Annotated in this window: 15 protein-coding genes; 8 read left to right on the top strand and 7 right to left on the bottom strand. The window is 70.7% G+C overall.

Annotation, left to right across the window (positions count from 1 at the left end):
• The first annotated feature begins 430 nt into the window (after positions 1-430).
• The 7 genes from ABT232_RS04575 to ABT232_RS04545 all read left to right on the top strand — a co-directional run bounded on the left by ABT232_RS04575 (position 431) and on the right by ABT232_RS04545 (position 13,047).
• Positions 431-1,699, top strand: coding sequence for an extracellular solute-binding protein (locus tag ABT232_RS04575; RefSeq protein ID WP_351835785.1), 1,269 nt, complete (start codon positions 431-433; stop codon positions 1,697-1,699).
• Between the two features lie 108 nt (positions 1,700-1,807).
• Complete coding sequence (locus tag ABT232_RS04570) at positions 1,808-2,809, top strand: carbohydrate ABC transporter permease (protein WP_351835783.1); 1,002 nt, start codon at positions 1,808-1,810, stop codon at positions 2,807-2,809.
• Between the two features lie 13 nt (positions 2,810-2,822).
• Positions 2,823-3,737: a sugar ABC transporter permease gene (locus ABT232_RS04565; RefSeq protein WP_351835780.1), complete on the top strand. Its 915-nt coding sequence runs from the start codon at positions 2,823-2,825 to the stop codon at positions 3,735-3,737.
• A 152-nt stretch (positions 3,738-3,889) separates the two neighbouring features.
• Positions 3,890-5,572 carry a glycoside hydrolase family 13 protein gene (locus ABT232_RS04560; protein WP_351835778.1) on the top strand — a complete coding sequence of 561 codons (1,683 nt, stop codon included), beginning with the start codon at positions 3,890-3,892 and terminating at the stop codon, positions 5,570-5,572.
• Positions 5,573-5,718: 146 nt separating this feature from the next.
• A complete protein-coding gene (locus ABT232_RS04555) occupies positions 5,719-7,098 on the top strand; it encodes an alpha-amylase (RefSeq protein ID WP_351835776.1) in 1,380 nt (459 codons plus the stop codon).
• 131 nt (positions 7,099-7,229) lie between these two features.
• Entirely contained in the window at positions 7,230-12,635 is a 5,406-nt protein-coding gene (gene pulA, locus ABT232_RS04550; protein WP_351835773.1) for a pullulanase-type alpha-1,6-glucosidase, read from the top strand.
• A gap of 49 nt (positions 12,636-12,684) precedes the next feature.
• Positions 12,685-13,047: a 5-carboxymethyl-2-hydroxymuconate Delta-isomerase gene (locus tag ABT232_RS04545; protein ID WP_351835771.1), complete on the top strand. Its 363-nt coding sequence runs from the start codon at positions 12,685-12,687 to the stop codon at positions 13,045-13,047.
• Between the two features lie 11 nt (positions 13,048-13,058).
• Here ABT232_RS04545 and ABT232_RS04540 read toward each other — a convergent pair whose 3' ends face one another.
• The 5 genes from ABT232_RS04540 to ABT232_RS04520 all read right to left on the bottom strand — a co-directional run bounded on the left by ABT232_RS04540 (position 13,059) and on the right by ABT232_RS04520 (position 18,348).
• Positions 13,059-13,748 carry a TetR/AcrR family transcriptional regulator gene (locus ABT232_RS04540; protein ID WP_351835768.1) on the bottom strand — a complete coding sequence of 230 codons (690 nt, stop codon included), beginning with the start codon at positions 13,746-13,748 and terminating at the stop codon, positions 13,059-13,061.
• A gap of 65 nt (positions 13,749-13,813) precedes the next feature.
• Positions 13,814-14,854, bottom strand: a complete 1,041-nt coding sequence (locus ABT232_RS04535; RefSeq protein WP_351836297.1) for a PDR/VanB family oxidoreductase — start codon at positions 14,852-14,854, stop codon at positions 13,814-13,816.
• A gap of 11 nt (positions 14,855-14,865) precedes the next feature.
• Positions 14,866-15,798: a metal-dependent hydrolase gene (locus ABT232_RS04530; RefSeq protein WP_351835766.1), complete on the bottom strand. Its 933-nt coding sequence runs from the start codon at positions 15,796-15,798 to the stop codon at positions 14,866-14,868.
• A 56-nt stretch (positions 15,799-15,854) separates the two neighbouring features.
• Entirely contained in the window at positions 15,855-17,780 is a 1,926-nt protein-coding gene (locus ABT232_RS04525; protein ID WP_351835763.1) for a hypothetical protein, read from the bottom strand.
• Between the two features lie 49 nt (positions 17,781-17,829).
• Positions 17,830-18,348, bottom strand: coding sequence for a tetratricopeptide repeat protein (locus ABT232_RS04520; RefSeq protein ID WP_351836294.1), 519 nt, complete (start codon positions 18,346-18,348; stop codon positions 17,830-17,832).
• Between the two features lie 94 nt (positions 18,349-18,442).
• Between ABT232_RS04520 and ABT232_RS04515 the strand changes: the two genes are divergently transcribed.
• Complete coding sequence (locus tag ABT232_RS04515) at positions 18,443-18,850, top strand: hypothetical protein (protein WP_351835760.1); 408 nt, start codon at positions 18,443-18,445, stop codon at positions 18,848-18,850.
• A 73-nt stretch (positions 18,851-18,923) separates the two neighbouring features.
• On the opposite strand, the gene ABT232_RS04510 is transcribed toward ABT232_RS04515, so the two are convergent.
• Positions 18,924-20,492 (bottom strand): DUF1996 domain-containing protein, encoded by a 1,569-nt coding sequence (locus ABT232_RS04510; protein ID WP_351835758.1) that lies wholly within the window; start codon positions 20,490-20,492, stop codon positions 18,924-18,926.
• A gap of 118 nt (positions 20,493-20,610) precedes the next feature.
• Positions 20,611-21,624: an NAD-dependent epimerase/dehydratase family protein gene (locus tag ABT232_RS04505; RefSeq protein WP_351835755.1), complete on the bottom strand. Its 1,014-nt coding sequence runs from the start codon at positions 21,622-21,624 to the stop codon at positions 20,611-20,613.
• Positions 21,625-21,701: the final 77 nt, after the last annotated feature.

Below are 21,701 nucleotides of genomic sequence, written 5' to 3'. Positions count from 1 at the left end.
TGTACCGGCCGGGTCTCGCCTTGCCCACCAACCGAACGCCGGGTGCGAGCGCTTGCACGGCTCACTCCGGGTTGCTGCGTCATCGCGTCCCCTCGTTTTTCCTAGGTCGGCTTCCGATCGGCGTCCGCCTTCGCAACGGATGGTCCCCCGCGCCGGAAACGTATGGCAAGAGCTTGCAGAGTCTTGCACAACTCCGCGCGTCCCCGCTCAGTAGCGGTAGGTAGCGGTCTCGGGACGGCTGCCGAGAGGTCACGCGCGGATAACTTCAGTGATGCCTTGCACTTTTTTTCTGCAAGGTCTTTCGCAACGCTTACACGGCTGTTACGTTCCAGTCGCCCGGCGGCCGCAACGGCGCAGTCGGCAAGTCGCAAGGGGCGGCAGACGGGACCGCCCCCTGCACCACACGGGCTTTCACCCTCAAGGAGAACTCATGCGGCGTGGCATAGCGGCCACCGCGCTGGTGGCGTCCCTCGCTCTCGCGGCGACGGCCTGCGGCGGAGACGACAGCAGCGACAGCTCGGACGGGCCGGTCACCATCACCTGGTGGGACACCTCCAACGCGACCAACGAGGCGCCGACGTACCAGGCCCTGGTCAAGGAGTTCGAGGCCGCCAACAAGGGCATCAAGGTCAAGTACGTCAACGTGCCCTTCGACCAGGCGCAGAACAAGTTCGACACGGCCGCCGGCTCCAAGGGCGCCCCGGACATCCTGCGCTCCGAGGTCGGCTGGACCCCGGCCTTCGCCAAGAAGGGCTTCTTCCTGCCGCTGGACGGCACCGAGGCCCTGGCCGAGCAGGACAAGTTCAAGTCGAACCTGATCGAGCAGGCCAAGTACGAGGGCAAGACCTACGGCGTCCCCTTCACCACGGACACGCTCGCCCTTGTCTACAACAAGGAGCTGTTCGAGAAGGCCGGCGTCGAGGCCCCCAAGACCTGGGACGACCTGAAGAAGGCCGCCGCCACGATCAAGAAGAAGACCGGCGTCGACGGCTACTGGGGCTCCACCCAGGCCTACTACGCCCAGTCCTTCCTGCACGGCGAGGGCACCGACACCGTCGACGTCGACGCCAAGAAGATCACGGTCACCTCGCCCGAGGCCAAGAAGGCCTACGGCACCTGGGAGAGCCTGTTCGACGGCAAGGGCCTGCACAAGGCCGACACCACCGCCGACGCCTACGCCCACATCCAGGAGGCGTTCGTCAACGGCAAGGTCGCCTCGATCATCCAGGGCCCGTGGGAGATCACGAACTTCTACAAGGGTTCGGCCTTCAAGGACAAGAACAACCTCGGCATCGCCACCGTCCCGGCCGGTTCCTCCGGCAAGGCGGGCGCCCCGACCGGCGGTCACAACCTGTCCGTCTACGCGGGCTCGGACGAGGCGCACCAGAAGGCCGCGCTGAAGTTCGTGAACTTCATGACCTCGGTCAAGGCGCAGGAGACCATCGCGCTGAAGAACTCCACGCTGCCCACCCGTGACGACGCCTACACCGACAAGGTCAAGGCCGACCCGGGCATCGCCGGCTACCAGACGGTGCTCGCCGCCGCCCAGCCGCGCCCGGCGCTGCCCGAGTACAGCTCGCTGTGGGGTCCGCTCGACGACGAACTGCTCAAGATCGCCGGCGGCAAGGTGTCGCTGGACGAGGGCCTGAGCAACGCCGAGACCTCGATCGCCAAGCTGGTCCCGGACTTCAGCAAGTAAGCCCGTGTGGCCGCCGGATCCTCCAGCTCAGAGGGGGAAGGATCCGGCGGCCATCGGCCTGTGAGCCGTACTGATCGATCTGCCGAATCACTAGAAGGTTGTCGAACCATGACAGTCGCCATCGACCGTGCGACCGGCAAGCGGAGCGGTGACCGCGGTCCCCGGCCCGGGCTGGGCCGGCGTCTCAAGCGCAGCTATCAGAAGCACTGGTACGCCTACGCGATGATCACCCCGGTGATCCTGGTGCTGGGCGCCCTGGTGCTGTACCCCCTTGCCTACGGCCTCTACCTGACGCTCACCGACGCCGACAGCCTGAACTCGGCTCGCACCATCGGCGCCAACGAGATCGAGGCGACCTACAAGTTCATCGGCATCGACAACTACGCCGACATCCTGTGGGGCGAGACGGCGTACGACCGCTTCTGGTCCCACTTCATCTGGACGATCGTGTGGACGGCCGCCTGTGTGGCGCTGCACTACTCGATCGGTCTCGGCCTCGCCCTGCTGCTCAACCAGAAGCTGCGCGGGCGGACCTTCTACCGGCTGATCCTGGTCCTGCCGTGGGCGGTGCCGACCTTCGTCACCGTCTTCGGCTGGCGCTTCATGCTGGCCGACACCGGCCTGATCAACTCCGCGCTGGAGTTCCTGCACCTGCCGACCCCGGCGTGGCTGGAGGACACCTTCTGGCAGCGGTTCGCCGCGATCATGGTCAACACCTGGTGCGGTGTGCCGTTCATGATGGTCTCCCTCCTCGGCGGCCTGCAGTCCATCGACAACACGCTGTACGAGGCGTCCGAGATGGACGGCGCCAGCCGCTGGCAGCAGTTCCGCTACGTCACCCTGCCCGGCCTGCGCACGGTCAGCTCCACCGTGATCCTCCTCGGCGTCATCTGGACCTTCAACCAGTTCGCCATCATCTTCCTGCTGTTCGGCAACACCGCCCCGGACGCGCAGATCCTCGTCACCTGGGCCTACCAGCTCGGCTTCGGACAGCAGCCGCGCGAGTTCGCCGAGTCGGCCGCCTACGGCATCCTGCTGCTGGGCATCCTGATCGTCTTCACCTCCTTCTACCGCCGCTGGCTGAACCGCAATGAGCAAGCCGCGATCTGAGGCAGGAGCCCACATGAGCACCACGACCGTCACCCAGTCCGCCGACACGGACCAGGCCGCCCCCGCCCCCGCCCCCGCGCCCGCCAAGGTGCGCGGCCGCGGTGAGCGCAGCCTCGCCGCTACCCTCGCCTCCCACGGCATGCTCACGGTCGCGAGCCTGATCGCGCTGTTCCCGATCGTCTGGCTGGTCTTCCTGTCCCTCGGCCCGGACAAGGACGACTACCTGCACCCGGGGCGCATCTGGTCGACGATGACCCTGGACAACTACACCTTCGTGCTCCAGAAGACGAACTTCACCGACTGGCTGATCAGCTCGATGATCGTCTCGCTGGGCACCACCGTCATCGGCGTGATCATCGCGGCCACCACCGGCTACGCGGTCTCCCGCATGCGCTTCCCCGGCTACCGGAAGTTCATGTGGGTGCTGCTGGTCACCCAGATGTTCCCGATCGCCGTGCTGATCGTGCCGATGTACCAGATCCTGTCGCAGCTCCAGCTCATCGACACCTACCTCGGCCTGATCCTCGTCTACTGCTCCACCGCGGTCCCGTACTGCGCCTGGCTGCTCAAGGGCTACTTCGACACCATCCCCTTCGAGATCGACGAGGCCGGCCGCGTCGACGGGCTCTCCCCGTTCGGCACCTTCCTGCGGCTGATCCTGCCGCTGGCCCGGCCGGGTCTCGCGGTGGCCGCGTTCTACAGCTTCATCACCGCCTTCGGCGAGGTCGCGTTCGCCACCACGTTCCTGCTGGACGACGAGAAGTACACGTTCGCCGTCGGTCTGCAGAGCTTCGTCAGCGAGCACGACGCCCAGCGCAATCTGATGGCCGCGACCGCGGTGCTCATCGCGATACCGGTGTCCGCGTTCTTCTACCTCGTGCAGAAGAACCTGGTGACCGGACTCACCGCGGGCGGCACCAAGGGCTGACGCCCTCCAGGGAAAGACTCCCGCGCCCTGTCGCGCGGGTGGCGGCCGCGGTGTCCATCCGACCCCGCTGTCACCGCGGCCGCCTCATCACCCCGCCCCGCCGCCGTACCCACGCCTCCATGACATCGATTCGGTTAGACATCAAGGACGCCATGAGCCAGCACTCCGCCGACCCGGCACCGAACTCCGCAGTCGCCACCGTCGCCAAGCGCCGCGACTGGTGGCGGGACGCGGTGATCTACCAGGTCTATCCGCGCAGCTTCGCCGACAGCAACGGCGACGGCATGGGCGACCTGGAAGGTGTACGCTCCCGACTCCCGTACCTGCGCGACCTCGGCGTGGACGCCGTGTGGCTCAGCCCCTTCTACGCCTCCCCGCAGGCCGACGCCGGCTACGACGTCGCCGACTACCGGGCCGTGGACCCCATGTTCGGCAACCTCCTGGACGCCGACGCGCTGATCCGGGACGCCCACGAGCTGGGCTTGCGGATCATCGTGGACCTGGTGCCCAACCACTCCTCCGACCACCACGAGTGGTTCAAGCGCGCCGTCGCCGAGGGCCCCGGCTCGCCGCTGCGCGAGCGCTACCACTTCCGCCCCGGCAAGGGCGCGAACGGCGAACTCCCGCCCAACGACTGGGAGTCCATCTTCGGCGGCCCCGCCTGGACCCGTGTCACCGAGCCCGACGGCACCCCCGGCGAGTGGTACCTGCACCTGTTCGCCCCCGAGCAGCCCGACTTCAACTGGGACCACCCGGCGGTCGGCGACGAGTTCCGTTCCATCCTGCGCTTCTGGCTCGACATGGGCGTCGACGGCTTCCGCATCGACGTCGCCCACGGCCTGGTGAAGGCCGACGGTCTGCCGGACCTCGGCTCGCACGACCAGCTGAAGCTGCTGGGCAACGATGTCATGCCGTTCTTCGACCAGGACGGCGTGCACGAGATCTACCGCCAGTGGCGCCTCGTCCTCGACGAGTACGCCGGTGAGCGCATCTTCGTCGCCGAGGCGTGGACGCCGACCGTCGAGCGCACCGCGAACTACGTCCGCCCCGACGAGCTGCACCAGGCGTTCAACTTCCAGTACCTGGGCACCCACTGGGACGCCGAGGAGCTGCGCACGGTCATCGACCGCACGCTGGAGGCGATGCGCCCGGTCGACGCGCCCGCGACCTGGGTGCTCTCCAACCACGACGTCACCCGGCACGCCACCCGGTTCGCCAACCCGCCCGGCCTCGGCACCCAGATCCGCACCGCCGGCGACCGCGAGCTGGGCCTGAAGCGGGCCCGCGCGGCGAGCCTGCTGATGCTGGCGCTGCCCGGCTCGGCCTACGTCTACCAGGGCGAGGAGCTCGGCCTGCCGGACGTCGTCGACCTGCCGGACGAGGTGCGCCAGGACCCGGCGTACTTCCGCGGCGAGGGCCAGGACGGCTTCCGCGACGGCTGCCGGGTGCCGATCCCGTGGACCCGTACGGGCTCCTCCTACGGCTTCGGCGACGGCGGCAGCTGGCTGCCCCAGCCGGAGGTGTGGGGCGAGCTGAGCGTCGAGGCGCAGACCGGCGTGCCCGGCTCCACCCTGGAGCTGTACCGCTCCGCGCTGGCCGTCCGGCGCGCGCAGCCGGACCTCGGCGCCGGTGACGCGGTGGAGTGGCTGAAGGCGCCCGAGGGCGTACTGGCCTTCAGGCGCGGGGAGTTCGTCTGCGTCGCCAACACCGGCGGCGAGTCGGTGACGACCCCGGCCCACGGGCGGCTGCTGCTCGCCAGCGGTGAGGTGCTGGAGGGCGACGGCGAGGTGAAGCTGCCCGCCGACACCACGGTGTGGTTCAGCACGGCTCAGTAACTTCTTGCGGTAACTTCCGTCGGCCCGCTGCCCTTTTGGGCAGCGGGCCTTTAACATCTGGCCACCGCAAGGTTTCTGAAAGATTTCAGCAAAGCCATGCGGCAGTACGTCGCAGCATGTCCCTTCAAAGGTGAAGGAACCCCCACATGGCCAGCAGCAGAATCGTTTCGGGCGCCGTGACGCTCGCCGCGGCGGCAGCCTTCCTGGCACCCGCCACCGCCGCCCAAGCCGCCCCGCCCGGCACCAAGGACGTCACCGCCGTCCTCTTCGAGTGGAACTTCGCCTCCGTGGCGAAGGAGTGCACCACCCGCCTCGGCCCCGCCGGCTACGGCTACGTCCAGGTCTCCCCGCCCGCCGAGCACATACAGGGCGCGCAGTGGTGGACCTCGTACCAGCCCGTCAGCTACAAGATCGCCGGCCGGCTCGGCGACCGCACCGCCTTCAAGAACATGGTCGACACCTGCCACGCGGCCGGAGTGAAGGTCGTCGCGGACACCGTCATCAACCACATGGCCGCCGGCAACGGCACCGGCACCGGCGGCTCGTCGTACACCAAGTACAACTACCCGGGCCTGTACTCGTCGTACGACTTCGACGACTGCACCGCCCAGATCAGCAACTACCAGGACCGCTGGAACGTCCAGCGCTGCGAACTGGTCGGCCTCGCCGACCTGGACACCGGCGAGAACTATGTGCGCGGCGCGATCGCCGGGTACATGAACGACCTGCTCTCGCTCGGCGTGGACGGCTTCCGCATCGACGCCGCCAAGCACATCGACACCGCCGACCTGGCGAACATCAAGTCCCGCCTGACCAACCCTTCCGTCTACTGGAAGCAGGAGGTCATCCACGGCAGCGGCGAGGCCGTCCAGCCCACCGAGTACACCGGCAACGGCGACGTCCAGGAGTTCCGCTACGCCTACGACCTCAAGCGGGTCTTCAACAACGAGAACCTCGCCTACCTCAAGAACTACGGCGAGGGCTGGGGCTACCTGAGCAACGGGTCCGCCGGGGTCTTCGTCGACAACCACGACACCGAGCGCAACGGCTCCACCCTCAGCTACAAGGACAACGCCAACTACACCCTGGCCAACGTCTTCATGCTGGCCTGGCCGTACGGCGCGCCCGACATCAACTCCGGCTACGAGTTCACCGACCACGACGCCGGCCCGCCCAACGGCGGCCAGGTGAACGCCTGCTGGCAGAACGGCTGGAAGTGCCAGCACGCCTGGCCGGAGATCCAGCGCATGGTCGCCTTCCGCAACGCCACCCGCGGCGCGGCGGTCACCAATTGGTGGGACAACGGCGGCGACGCGATCGCCTTCGGGCGCGGAGCCAAGGGCTTCGTCGCCATCAACCACGAGGCGTCCTCGCTGACCCGCACCTACCAGACCTCGCTGCCCGCGGGGACGTACTGCAACGTGCAGAGCAACACGACGGTGACGGTGAACTCCAGCGGCCAGCTCACCGCCACACTGGGCTCGAACACGGCGCTGGCCGTGTACGCGGGCAAGTCCAGCTGCTGAGATCCCGTGCGCAAGGGTCGTGAAAATCCTTTCCGTTGCTTTCATGACCCTTGCTGCAAGCCTTGCTCCGGGGATACCGTCGCGCCCGGGGTCGGACCCGAATGAGCCGTAATCGCAAGGAGTTCACGCCTGTGATACCGAGATGGCCGGCGCCTGGGACGCGCCGCACCGCGCACAGCAGACGGGCAGCGGCCGTCACCGTCGCCGCGCTCGCCGCGGCGCTGGTCCAACCGCTCGCCGCCCACGCGGCGCCGCCGCCCCCGCCGTCCGACGCCGCACTGGCGAAGACGGCCGCGCGCCACGACCTGACCCGCGAGCAGTTCTACTTCGTCCTGCCGGACCGCTTCGCCAACGGCGACACCGGCAACGACAAGGGCGGACTGACCGGATCCCGTTTGGCCACCGGCTACGACCCCACCGACAAGGGCTTCTACCAGGGCGGTGACCTCAAGGGCCTGACCAAGAGGCTCGACTACATCAAGGGCCTCGGCACCACCGCCATCTGGCTCGCCCCGATCTTCAAGAACCAGCCCGTGCAGGGCGAGGGGGCGAACGCCTCGGCCGGTTACCACGGCTACTGGATCACCGACTTCACCCAGGTCGACCCGCACTTCGGCACCAACGAGGACCTCAAGACCCTCATCTCCAAGGCGCACGCCAAGGGCATGAAGGTGTTCTTCGACGTCATCACCAACCACACCGCCGACGTCGTCGACTACAAGGAGAAGTCCTACGAGTACCTCGCCAAGGGCGCCTTCCCGTACCTGACGGAGGACGGTGAGCCCTTCGACGACGCCGACTACGCCGACGGCACCCGCGACTTCCCGGCCGTCGACGAGGACTCCTTCCCGCGCACCCCGGTCGTCGCCGAGGCCAAGCAGGACACCAAGGTCCCGTCCTGGCTGAACGACCCGACGATGTACCACAACCGCGGTGACTCCACCTGGGCCGGCGAGTCGTCCACCTACGGCGACTTCGTCGGCCTCGACGACCTGTGGACCGAGCGTCCCGAGGTCGTCGAGGGCATGGAGAAGATCTACCGGCGCTGGGTGCGGGACTTCGACATCGACGGCTTCCGGATCGACACCGTGAAGCACGTCAACATGGAGTTCTGGACGCAGTGGGCGACCGCCCTCGACGCCTACGCGGCGAAGAAGGGCCGCGACGACTTCTTCATGTTCGGCGAGGTCTACTCCGCCGACACGAACGTCACCGCCCCGTACGTCACCGAGGGCCGCCTCGACTCCACCCTCGACTTCCCCTTCCAGGACGCGGCCCGCGGCTACGCCTCCCAGGGCGGCAGCGCCAAGAAGCTGGCGTCGGTCTTCGGCGACGACTACAAGTACACGACCGACAAAGCCAACGCCTACGAGCAGGTCACCTTCCTCGGCAACCACGACATGGGCCGCTTCGGGACGTTCCTGGAGCAGGACGACCCGGACGCGAGCGACGCCGAACTGGTGAAGAAGGCCTCCCTCGCCAACGAGCTGATGTTCCTCAACCGGGGCAACCCGGTGATCTACTACGGCGACGAGCAGGGCTTCACCGGCGCGGGCGGCGACAAGGACGCCCGCCAGACGATGTTCGCCTCGAAGGTCGCCGACTACCTCGACGACGACCAGCTCGGCACCGGCCGCACCCACGCCGAGGACGCCTACGACACGAGCGCGCCCCTCTACCGGCAGATCAGCACGCTCGCCGCGCTCCGCAAGGCCCACCCGGCCCTCGCCGACGGCGTCCAGACCGAGCGCTACGCCGCCGACGGCCCCGGCGTCTACGCCGTCTCCCGCACCGACGCGAAGACCGGCACCGAGTACGTCGTCGCCTTCAACAACGCCGCCGAGGCGAAGACGGCCACCTTCGCGACCGGCTCGGCGGACATGACGTTCCGCGGCCTGTACGGCACGGACGCCACCGCGAAGTCCGACGCCGACCGCAAGCTCACGGTCACCGTCCCCGCCCGGTCCGCCGTCGTCCTCAAGGCCGCCGGCAGGCTCCCCGCCCCCGCCGCCGAGCCGTCCCTGACCCTCGAGGCCCCGGCCACGGGCGCCACCGGCACCGTCGAGCTGTCCGCCGACGTCGAGGGCGGACAGCTCAACCGGGTCGTCTTCGCCGCGCAGACCGGCGACGGCACGTGGCGCACCCTCGGCTCCGCCGACCACGCCCCGTACAAGGTCACGCAGACCATCGGCAAGGACGTACCGGCCGGTACCGCCCTGCGCTACAAGGCCGTCGTGATCGACTCCGAGGGCCGCACCGCGAGCGCCACCGCCGCCTCCACCACCGGCACCCCGCCCGCCGAGGAGGTCCCCACCGCCTCCTCCCGCGACTACGCGATCGTGCACTACAAGCGCGAGGACGGGAACTACGCCGACTGGGGCGTGTACGCCTGGGGCGACCTCGCCGACGGCGAGGCCACCGAGTGGCCGAACAGCCACCCCTTCACCGGCCGCGACGCCTACGGCGCCTTCGCCTACGTCAAGCTGAAGCCGGGCGCCTCGAACGTGGGCTTCCTGGTCATCGACAAGCAGGGCAACAAGGACGTCTCCGCCGACCGCTCGATCGACGTCACCAAGACCGGCGAGATCTGGATCGAGCAGGGCAAGGAGACCGTCCGCACCGAGCGGCCCGCCGCCGACTACCCGGAGCAGGACAGGACCAAGGCCGTCCTGCACTACCACCGCGCCGACGGGAACTACGACGGCTGGGGACTGCACGTCTGGACGGGCGCCGCGAACCCCACCGACTGGTCGAACCCGCTGAAGCCGGTGAAGACTGATGCCTATGGCGCGGTCTTCGAGGTGCCGCTCACCGAGGGTGCCACCAGTCTCAGCTACATCGTCCACAAGGGCGACGAGAAGGACCTCCCGACCGACCGGTCCCTGGACCTCAAGGCGGCCGGCCACGAGGTGTGGCTGTTGAGCGGCCAGGAGAAGCATCTGCTGCCGCAGCCCGCCGGCTCCGCGGCCGCCGTCGACCTGACCACCTCCAAGGCGGTCTGGATCGACCGGGACACCGTCGCCTTCAACGGCTCCGACGCGGCCGCCTCCACCCAGCTGCTGTACTCCCGCACCGGCTCGATCAAGGCCGCGGACGGCGTGCTGACCAGCACCGACGAGCGCCGGCTGCGGCTGACCAGGAGCAGCCTCACCGACGCACAGAAGGCGAGGTTCCCGCACCTGAAGGGCTACACCGCCTGGACCGTCGACGCGCGCGACCGCGACCGGGTCCGCGAGGCCCTGCGCGGCCAGCTCGTCGCCGCCCAGTACGCCGCCAACGGCGCGGTGCTGTCGGCGACCGGTGTGCAGATCGCCGGAGTGCTCGACGACCTGTACGACGCGACGAAGGCGGACCTCGGCCCGACCTTCCGCCAGGGCCGCCCGACGCTCGCCGTCTGGGCCCCCACCGCCCAGAGCGTCTCGCTGGAGCTGGACGGCTCCCTCAAGCCGATGCGCCGCGACGCCGCCACCGGCGTCTGGTCCGTCACCGGCCCGGCGTCCTGGAAGAACAAGCCGTACCGGTACGTGGTGAAGGTCTGGGCGCCCAGCGTCCGCGAGATCGTCACCAACAAGGTCACCGACCCGTACTCCGTCGCCCTCACCACCGACTCCAAGCAGAGCCTCGTCGTCGACCTCCGCGACCGGAGCCTCGCCCCGAGCGGCTGGAACGCGCTGAGGAAGCCGAAGGCGGTGCCGCTCAAGGACGCCCAGATCCAGGAGCTGCACATCCGCGACTTCTCCGTCGAGGACCGCACGGCGAGCGACCGGGGCACCTACCTGGCCTTCACCGACAAGGACAGCGACGGCAGCCGGCACCTGAAGAAGCTGGCCGAGGCGGGCACCTCCTACGTCCACCTGCTGCCGGCCTTCGACATCGCCACCATCCCCGAGAGGAAGTCCGACCAGGCGACCGTCGACTGCGACCTGGCCTCCTACCCGGCCGACTCCGGCAAGCAGCAGGAGTGCGTGGCGAAGGCCGCCGCCAAGGACGCCTACAACTGGGGCTACGACCCGTACCACTACACGGTCCCCGAGGGCTCCTACGCCACCGACCCGGACGGCACCGCCCGCACCGTCGAGTTCCGCGAGATGGTGAAGGCGCTCAACGAGGACGGCCTGCGCGTCGTCATGGACGTCGTCTACAACCACACGGCCGCCGCCGGCCAGGCCGACACCAGCGTCCTCGACCGTGTCGTCCCCGGCTACTACCAGCGGCTGCTCGCCGACGGCTCGGTCGCCAACAGCACCTGCTGCGCCAACACGGCCACCGAGAACGCCATGATGGGCAAGCTGGTCGTGGACTCGATCGTCACCTGGGCCAAGGAGTACAAGGTCGACGGCTTCCGCTTCGACCTGATGGGCCACCACCCGAAGGAGAACATCCTCGCCGTGCGCAAGGCGCTCGACGCGCTGACCGTCGAGAAGGACGGCGTCGACGGCAAGAAGATCATCCTGTACGGCGAGGGCTGGAACTTCGGCGAGGTCGCCGACGACGCCCGCTTCACCCAGGCCACGCAGAAGAACATGGCGGGCACCGGCATCGCCACCTTCTCCGACCGGGCGCGCGACGCCGTGCGCGGCGGCGGCCCCTTCGACGCCGACCCCGGCGTCCAGGGCTTCGCCTCCGGCCTCTACACCGACCCCAACCCGAACGCCGAGAACGGCACCCCGGCCGAGCAGAAGGCCCGGCTGCTGCACTATCAGGACCTGATCAAGGTCGGGCTGTCCGGCAACCTCGCCGACTACACCTTCACCGACACCAGCGGCAAGCGGGTCAAGGGCTCCGAGGTCGACTACAACGGCGCCCCCGCCGGATACGCGGCGGCCCCGGGCGACGCCCTCGCCTACGCCGACGCGCACGACAACGAGTCGCTGTTCGACGCCCTCGCCTTCAAGCTGCCGGCGACGGCGAGCGCCGGCGACCGCGCCCGGATGCAGGTCATCGCCATGGCCACCGCCACCCTCTCGCAGGGTCCGGCGCTGTCCCAGGCGGGCACCGACCTGCTGCGCTCCAAGTCCCTGGACCGCAACTCCTACGACAGCGGCGACTGGTTCAACGCCATCCACTGGAGCTGCGCCGACGGCAACGGCTTCGGCCGCGGACTGCCGCCGGCCGCCGACAACGAGGCCAAGTGGCGGTACGCCAAGCCGCTGCTGACCGGGATCTCGGTGGGCTGCCCGCAGATCGAGGGCACCTCGGCCGCGTACCAGGACCTGCTGAAGATCCGTACGACGGAGAAGGCGTTCTCCCTCGACACGGCCGGGCAGGTGCAGTCCGCGCTCTCCTTCCCGCTCTCCGGCACCGAGGAGACGCCCGGCGTGATCACCATGCGCCTCGGCGAGCTGGTCGTGGTCTTCAACGCCACGCCCACGTCGCAGGAGCAGCGGGTCTCCGCGCTGGCCGGTGACGCCTACCGGCTGCACCCGGTGCAGGCGGCGGGCTCGGACACGGTCGTGAAGAAGTCGGCCTACGCGCGCGAATCGGGCACCTTCACGGTCCCGGCCCGCACGGTCGCCGTCTTCACCCGGGCCGGCTGACACACGCTGCGGTTAGGGTGCTCCTGTCCGCCCTAGAACAGGAGCACCCATGCCGCAGATCACCGTCGACTACTCCGAGCAGCTTGCGGAGGACTTCGACCGGCCGGGCTTCGCGAAGGCGCTGCACGCCACCGTGGTGGAGATCGCGGCGGCCAAGCCCCCGGCCTGCAAGACGCAGTTCCGCCGCACCGAGCACACCACGGTCGGCCCCGACACCGAGGGCCACGCCGTGGTGCACGTCATGATCGGCCTGCTGGCCGGCCGTACGGAGGAGACGAAGAGCGCGCTGACCGAGGCGGTCCTGGAGCTGCTGCGGCAGTACGTCAAGCCGGCCGCGGGACTGGCCCTGCACGCCTCGGCGGAGGTACGCGAACTGGACCCGTCGTACCGCAAGTTCGAGACGCAGGGCTGACCAGGGCCGACTCAGGACGCCAGCGAGAGCAGGTTGGTGACCAGGTCGTTGAACGGGCCGTCCGCCGGTTCGTCCGCCAGGACGCGCCGGATCAGGGCGGCCATCTCCGCGTCGTAGGCGGCGCTGACGGCCATCAGCGCGGCGAAGTCGTGCACGAGCTGCGACTGGAGCTCCTCGCGCGGGATGCGCCGCCCGTCCAGCCAGATCAGCGCCGTCGACTCGGCGAGCGAGATCCAGGAGCGCACCACCAGCTCCAGCCGCGCGGACGGTTCCGTGATGCGCAGATGCGCCATGATCTGCTCGTAGGCGGCCTGGCGCACGGAGTCGACGAGCGCGTTGGTGGTCGAGGAGCCGACGGCCGGGCCACCGCGCATCAGCGCCGAGAAACCGGGCCCGTGCTCCTCCACGAAGTCGAAGAACCGCGCCATCACCCGCAGCAGCCGCGCGCCCAGCGGACCCTCGGCCGGTTCCACGAACCGGTCCGCCAGATCCTCCGAGGCACGCTTCAACGCGGCCTCGTACAGGCTGAGTTTGCCGGGGAAGTAGTGGTACACCAGCGGGCGGGAGATGCCCGCCGCCGACGCTATCTCGTCGATGGAGACCTCGTCGGGAGAGCGGCGGCTGAACAGTTCGAGGGCGACGCCGATCAACTGCTGCCGCCGCTCCTCGACTCCCATTCTGCGGCGTACCCCGGTAGTCATACGAACACCTTACCGATCGAATCCGGCCCCGAACGGTCCGGATCGGTCGTGGGCGTTCGCGGGGCTCACATGTCCAGCACGATCCGCTCACCTCGTGCCCGTGACACACAGATCAGCATCGAGTCGTCGCGCTCGCCGTCGGTCAGCAGCTCGTCACGGTGGTCGACCTCGCCCTCCAGCACCCGCTGCTGGCAGGTCCCGCACCAGCCCTGCTCGCAGGAGTACGCGGTGTTCGGCAGCTCGTCCCGCACCGCCGACAGCACGCTCCGGTCCGCCGGCACCGTCAACGTCACTCCGCTGCGACGCAGTTCCACCTCGAAGCCGCCGTCGCCGTCGGCCGCCGTACGCGGCGCGAACCGCTCCAGACGGACCGCGGGGAATCGTTCCGCCACGGCCGCCATCAGCCCCTCCGGCCCGCAGCAGTAGACCGCGGCCCCCTCGGGCACCTCCGCGAACAGCGCGTCCAGGTCCGGCAGTCCGTCCTCGTCCTCGGCGACGACGGTCACCCGGTCGCCCGCGATCTTGACGACCTCCTCCAGGTACGGCATCGAGGCCCGGCCGCGCCCGCCGTACAGCAGCCGCCACGGCACGCCCTCCGGCAGCGCCCGCAGCATCGGCAGGATCGGCGTGATCCCGATGCCGCCGGCGACGAACACATACGCGTCCGCCTCGACCAGCGGGAACCGGTTGCGCGGCCCGCGCACCTCCAGTTCGGTGCCCTCCTGCACCTGCTCGTGCACCTCGCGCGAGCCACCCCGCCCGTCCGGCACGAGCCGGGCCGCCACCGTGTACGACGAGGTGTCCTCCGGGTCACCGCACAGCGAGTACTGCCGCACCAGCCCCGACGGCAGCACCAGGTCCAGATGGGCGCCCGGCTCCCAGCGGGGCAGGTCGTGGCCCTCCAGCCGGAGCTGGACGACACCCTCGGCGATCTCCTCGTGCGCGGTCACCAGCAGCCGCAGCGCCCGCGACCTCGGCTGCCCGGAGACCGGCCGCTCCAGGGCCGGCATCGGCCACAGCGGCGAGCCCTGGATCCGGCGGCGCAGCGCCCGCCGGGCGAGCAGCGCGGCACCCGCGACGACCGCCACGGTCCTCAGCTTCGGCATCGGCATCGGCATCAGGCGCTCCTCTTCTCGGCGGCGGCGGAGGCGACGGCGGCGTCGGCCGCGAGGGCGGCGGGGGAGGAGGCGAGATAGGCGATCGCCTGCTCGGTGGAACCCTCCTGCGACGGGTGGTAGTCGCGGCTGAGGTAGCGCGGGACGGACCGGAGCACATCACCCGTCGAGGGCAGCAGACCCTGCCTGCCCCGCTGGTGAAAGTCCTTGAAGCTCGCCTTCCCATCCAGCAGCGTCGGGTCGTTCTCCATGAAGAAGCGGATCCCGCGCTGCCAGAGGAACACCAGCGCGGCGAACGCGGTCGCCCAGGTGCGGGCACGGCGCCGGTAGCCGCCGTCGACATGCAGGAACAGCTCGAAGGCGACCGAGCGGTGCTCGACCTCCTCCGCCCCGTGCCAGCGCAGCAGATCCAGCATCACGGGGTCGGCGCCCCGCCGGTCCAGCTCCTCGGCGCCCAGCACCCAGTCGCCGAGGAACGCGGTGTAGTGCTCGATCGCCGCGATCAGCGCCACCCGCTCCATCAGCCACCAGCGGCGGGCCCGGCCCGGCGGCAGGGTGCGGTCGCCGAGCAGCTTCTCGAAGAGCCAGTCGACCTGCGCGGTGTACGGCGTCGGGTCGAGCCCCTGCTCCCTGAGGTGCGGCAGGACCTCGTCGTGCGCCTGGGAGTGCATCGCCTCCTGGCCGATGAACCCGATGACGTCCTCGCGCAGCCGCTCGTCGTGGATGTACGGCAGCACCTGCTTGTAGACGTGCACGAACCAGCGTTCACCGGCCGGCAGCAGCAGATGCAGCACATTGATCGTGTGCGTGGTGAACGGGTCCCCCGGCACCCAGTGCAGCGGGGTGCCCTCCCAGGAGAAGGACACCTTCCGCGCCTTGAGCGGTATGCGCTCGGATTCGACGGGCTGCGGCACCCGGGCATGCTTGTTAGACATGGCGTCAATGTACTGACGGGTAAGCCCGGGGTGAAGCCCTCTGCGTGACCTTCTTGCTACCGCAGGGCGCTGATCGTCCGGCCGCTCTCCAGCGTTCCCCTCAGCTCCGCCCGCGCCCCCCGCTCGGTGCGCACGGCCAGCACATTGCCGTCCGCCGACCCGCTCACCCCGCCCGACGCGCTGATCGACACGGTCTCCCGGCTGCCCGCCGCCAGCAGATACCAGTCGCCGGACTCCGCCTTCCACAACACCCCGGCCAGCACATGCGGATCGCGCGCCCCGCACGCCGGAACGCTGTCGGCCTTCGCCGCCACCGCGCCGTACGTCCCGCCCGGCGTCTGGAACTGCGCGAGCACCCGCTCGCCGCCGCCCCGCCAGGTCTCCGCCCGGGTGCACACCCACGCACCCGAACCACTGCCGTCCGGCAGCGACTGCCGGGCGTACACCCACGCGTTCACCGACCGCACGCCCTGACCCCGCCCGGTCGCCAGCGAACAGGCGAACGGCGCCCAGGTGCGCAGCGCCCGCGCACCCGTCGCCTCCTGCGCCGCACCCGGCCGGCCGCTGGTCAGCCGGGCCGGCATCAGCTCGCCCAGATCGGACATCAGCCGGGTGCCGGTGCCGTCGGTCACCTGGAGCACGTTCCAGGAGGTGCACGAACCGGCCCGGGTCACCGGGCTGGCCAGCGGCGAGGTGATCCCGTCGGTGAGGGTCAGCGCCATCGCGCCCGAACCCGGCTTCATCAGGTCCCGCTCGGCCGCCGCCGTCACCCACGGCGCCATCAGATAGCGGACGTTGCCGTCGGTCCGGTCCAGCACCACGGCGCTCGCCTCGGCCCGGCCCGCGCCGTCCGCGCGGGCGAAGTCCAGGGCGGCACCGGCCGTGCCGTCCTTGGGCTCGGCGTAGCGGGCGATGCGCAGACCGTCGTAGAGGATGACCACCCGGGCGCGGTCCACGGTCCCCGCGTACAGCAGCTGCGGCGGTCCGGCCGGGCCGCCGGACGGGGTGCCGGGCGTCACCGAGACCCGGACGTTCGCACCGGGGCGGGCCCACACGGCGAGGGCGCGGCGCAGCAGCGCGGTGTCCTCGGTGCGGTCGCCGCGCGCGGGCCAGACGGAGAAGTCGGTGCGGGTCGCCGACCGCCACGCCGCGGGCGCCACCTTGGTCAGCCTGGAGGGGTCGAGGGCGGCCCGGGCGGACGGGTTCTGCGCGTAGGGCGGCGCGGCGGCGCCGTCCGGGCCCCAGCCGTCGCCGGGCAGGCCGAGCAGCGCCCCGCACACGGCGACCGCCGCCGCCGCGGCGAGCGCGGCCTTCAGATGCTGGCGGCGGCGCATCAGATCGGTCGGCCGGGCCTGGAGGGAACAGGGGTCGAACTCGGGCGAGTCCAGCAGCGCGTACCGCGCCGCGACGGCGTCGGCCTCGTCCAGCGCGTCCTGCGCGTCCGCCACTCCGGCGGCCGCGAGCACGGTGCGGGTGTCGGCGTCGGACAGCCGCTCCAGACCGCGCAGCACATAGGCGGCGCGGGCGGCGGCGGACAGCGCGGACAGCTTCTGGTCGAGCGCGAGTTCGTCGGCGCCGCCCGAGCGCGGGAACAGGCGCAGGCCCCACACCTGGGGGAGCAGCGGCGGCAGCTGGGAGCGCTTCGGCCAGGCCGCGCGGCGCAGCGGCAGTCCCGCCTCCAGCGCCGACCGCAGCACCCGCAGCCGCAGGAAGGCGTAGCCCGGGTCGCCCTCGCGGCCGGTGGACTGGGCCGGGATGACGACCGAGGCGCGGGCGCGGCCGCGCGGAAGGGTGCGCTGGGTCAGCGCGTGGGCCGTCAGGACCCGTCGGTTACGGCCCAGGCTCGGCGGCAGCACCAGGTAGGCGAGGCGGACCAGCCGCGGGTAGTGCTCGACGAGCGCGGCCTCGGCCTGTTCGACGTCGACCACCGGATCGGCGGCGGCTGCGGAGCTCTGACGCTGGGCGACATCCTGTGACTGCACGTCCGGGAGAACGAGCCGAACGGCCGATGGTCACCGCCGTCCGGGGGACTCAGCCCTCCGGCTCGACCAGGGCGCGCGCGTAGTTCGCCATGGAGCGCCGGTAGCGCGGCAGATGGGCGGCGAGCGCGCCGAGCACCAGGGACAGCCCTTCGCGATCGCGGCCCAGAGCGGACAGGCACAGGGCCAGCGTGGCACGCACCGCGTCGTCCAACTCGTCCGAGGGCGCGTCCAGTTCGGGCGTCAGCAGCTCGACGCCCTCCTGCGGCCGGCCGATGTTCCGCAGCGAGCTGGACAGCTGGATCCTGGCCCGGCGGCCCTTGTAGCCGTCGAGCCCGCGCGCCAGCGCCTCCCGGTACAGCGGCACCGCCCGGTCCGAGTGACCGGTGGAGTCCCAGGCGCAGGCCTGCTCGAAGGGCGCGTCCGGGCTGCCCTCCGGGAGTTCGGCGACGAGGGCGTCGATCCGCGCGCGGAAGTCGGCGGCCCGCTCGTCCGGGAGGTCGTCGAAGGCGGCCCACGCCTGCGCCAGGCGGTCCTCCCAGTCCGTGTTCACCCTGCCACCCTCGCACAGCCGTGCGTGCCGGGCGGGGGATTTGAGCAGCGCGGGCCCGGCAGCCGTATCGACCTGCGGCAGGTGCCCGACCGACATCCCACCGGAGGAACTGATGAGGCTGACCCGACCGATGATCGCCGTGGCGGTGCTGGCGCTCGCGGGCTGCGGCACCGGTGGTGAGCGGGCGGCGCAGGTGCCCGAGACCGCCGAGGGCAGCCTGGAGCAGCTGGCCGCCGAGGCGCGCTGCGAGCCGGACATCCAGACCGACGCCGACGAGATCCGGCAGGCCATCTGCCGCCGCGGGGACGAGCGGTTCGTCCTCGCCACCTTCGCCACCGACCGCGGCCAGCGCGAGTGGATCAACGGGGCGAAGGACTACGGCGGCCACTACCTGGTCGGCCGCAAGTGGGTGGCCGTGGGGGAGACGAAGGTGGTCAGGGCGCTGCGCGGCACGCTCGGCGGGACGCTGGAGGAGGGCCAGGACCACGGCGCCGGGCACGGCACGCACGGCGCGCACTGATCCGCCGCGCGGCCGGACACACCGAAGGCCGGCGGCGGGGCCCCCCGGGTCCCCACCGCCGGCCTCGCCGGACTCAGGCGCACTTACGGCCGGAGTTGATGCACTTGACCATCGTGTTCATCAGCTCCGGGGAGAAGAAGTTGATGAAGTCGTTGTGGTCGGTGATCGGCTTGTGCAGCTGCTCCGGGAAGGTGTCCACCGCGAACGGGTTCTGCACAACCCCGTTCTCGACGGTCGGGGCCGGAACGTCGTAGACCAGCCGCACCTGGAGCTGCGGGATCGCCTTGAAGCCGTTCGGGCAGGAGCCGTTGGCCTGGACGAACGCCACATGGGTGCGGTGGTTGGCGCTGTCGATGTTCTGGCCGTCCCAGCAGCTCTGGAACTTGGACGTGCGGACCACGTCGCTGCCCTCGGGGCAGAGCGGGTACTTGTCCGTCAGCTGCCGGTCCTCGAAGCCCGTGCAGCTCCAGGAGGTGTTGGCGTTGCCGAGGCCGTTGACGAAGGCCTTGGCGTCACCGGTGATGATCCGCAGGGCCGTCGGCATCGCGACGACCGGGCCGCGCTTGTTGCCGACGAACTTGAGCTGCGCCACCCGCGGCTCCAGGATCCGGCCGACGTTGCCCTCCGTGCCGCCGCCCGCGTCGTTCTGGTCGAAGTCCTGCGAACCGTCCTGGAGCCGCAGCACCGGCCAGAAGTACGACGACTTGTCGCCCTGGTTCTGGCAGGTGGTGTCGGCCGCCGCCAGCTCGTCGTCGCTCGCGAAGGCGTCGTTGTTCTGGTTGCCGACGTAGTCGTGCAGGTGGTGCGCGCCGTTGGTGACACCGGGGGCGACGATCACGTTGTCCGTGTTGTGGTTGTCGTTGCCGTTGGTGCCGCACCGGGTGGTGAAGCTGCCCCGGGAACCGGTCCTGCCGTTGGCGGCGAGACCGTTCGGCAGGTTGCGGGAGCCCGGCTGGACGGTGGTGATGTCCTGGAAGTCCGCGGCCACCGGGCCGTTGCCGGCCTGGCCGCCGTTGCCCGGCTGCTGGCCGCCGTCCTGCTGGCCGTCACCGTTCTGGTCCTGGCCGTCGCCGTCCTGGTTCTGGTCCCCGCCGTCCTGCTGGCCGTCGCCGCCCTGGCCGTCGCCGCCCTGGCCGTCGCCGGTCTGGCCGTCCGTGGTCTGCGGCGGCTCCACCGGGGTGCCGGTGCAGCCGGAGAGGTCGTCCAGGTCCTCGGAGGCGTTGCCGCCGGCCCGGTTGATCTCCAACTGGATGCGGTCGATGATCGCCTTGCGCCGGTCCTTGAGCGGCTGGAGGATCGTGTTCTGCACGAAGCTCGCGTCCCTGGCCTGCGCGTCCCGGGTGTTCGCCAGCCGCTGGTAGGCCTCGGTGATCTGCTGGTCGAGGGTGGCCAGCTCGCCGTCCACCTCGCCGCGGGCCCGGTCCGGCACCTCGAAGAGCCGCTGGCCGACGTCCGGGCAGTCGATCGTGGCGACCTGAGCCGTCGCCGATCGGGTCCGGTTCGGCCAGCTGTCCTGGTCCTCGTGCGCCGAGGCGTAGAAGTTCGCCCAGATCAGCCCGCCCCCACCGAGCGCTAGGGCCGCCGATGCGGCAATGGCCTTGGTGGCCAGCGGCGTACGGCGTTTTCGTGTGTTGCGTCCCATGGAACTCCTCTGACTTCCTTGCGGGGCAGCATCGAGGCGCCCGACAGGAGTGAAGCGGCTCCCCTCCATACGGAAGCGGTCCCACGGGTGTTCAGAGGTCGCAGAAATTGCCTTTCGTTCAAGGGAGTTGACGGGCCGCGGCGGCCGCGAGCACCTTCGCCTCCGTCTCCGGGTCCAGGCCCTTGTGCGGCCGGTCGGGGCGCTGCGGAGCCACTTGGCCGAGCGAGCGCAGCCAGCTCCAGGTGTCCGCGACGGTCTCCTCGACCGGACGGCAGCGCAGGCCCGCCGCGACCGCCCGCGAGACGTCCGCGCCGTGCAGGGCGTCATGCAGATCGCTGCCCGGCGGCACCCACACCGGCAGCTGGGTCCAGGGCTCGACACCGGCCTCCAGGATCACCTCCGGCTCGGTCCAGCGCAGTTCCGCCGCACCGCCGGTGACCCGGACGCATGCCTCCAGGAGCGAGCCCATCGTGGCGTGCCCCCGCGGCGAGATCAGGTTGTACGGCCCGCTCAGCTCCCGGCCGACGCCGTCGAGGAGCCATTCGGCGAGGTCGCGGACGTCGATGTACTGCACCGGCAGGTCCCGGGGCCCCGGCGCCAGCACCGGGCCGCCGCGCGCCGTCCGGTTCAGCCACCAGGGCAGCCGCCCCACGTTCTCGTACGGCCCGATGATCAGGCCCGCCCGCGCCAGCAGGGTGCGGTCGGCGCCGAACGCCTCGAGCGCGGCCAGCTCACCGCCCCGCTTGTCGTGCGCGTACTCGGTCTGTTCCGCGCCCGGATCGGCGCCCTCGACCAGCGGCGCGTCCTCGGTGAACCCGGCGGGCGGCGCCCAGTCGTACACCGAGCAGCTGGAGACGTACACATAGCGGGCGGCGCGGCCCCGCAGCAGCCGCGCCGCCTCCCGTACCGCGCGGGGCGCCGCCGACCAGGTGTCGACGACGGCGTCCCACTCGCCCTCCGCCAGGGCCGACAGCCCGCCGGGCGCGGTGCGGTCGCCGTGCAGCGCCCGCGCTCCGGCGGGCGCCTCGTGGCGTCCCCGGTGGAAGACGGTCACCTCCCAGCCACGCCCGAGGGCCGCCTCCACGACGGCCCGCCCCACGAACTCCGTCCCGCCCAGCACAAGAAGTCTCATGCCGGTGATCGTGCCCGCTCGTGGTGCGGGACGGAAGGCGGCTCTGCCGTGGGCAGACGACCGCCGTCCGCCGGGCC

Source organism: Streptomyces sp. NPDC001532, assembly GCF_040298625.1.
In the GTDB taxonomy this organism is placed as follows: domain Bacteria; phylum Actinomycetota; class Actinomycetes; order Streptomycetales; family Streptomycetaceae; genus Streptomyces.
Note: the sequence above shows the minus strand (reverse complement) of the source record. Positions and strands in the feature narration are given on the sequence as shown.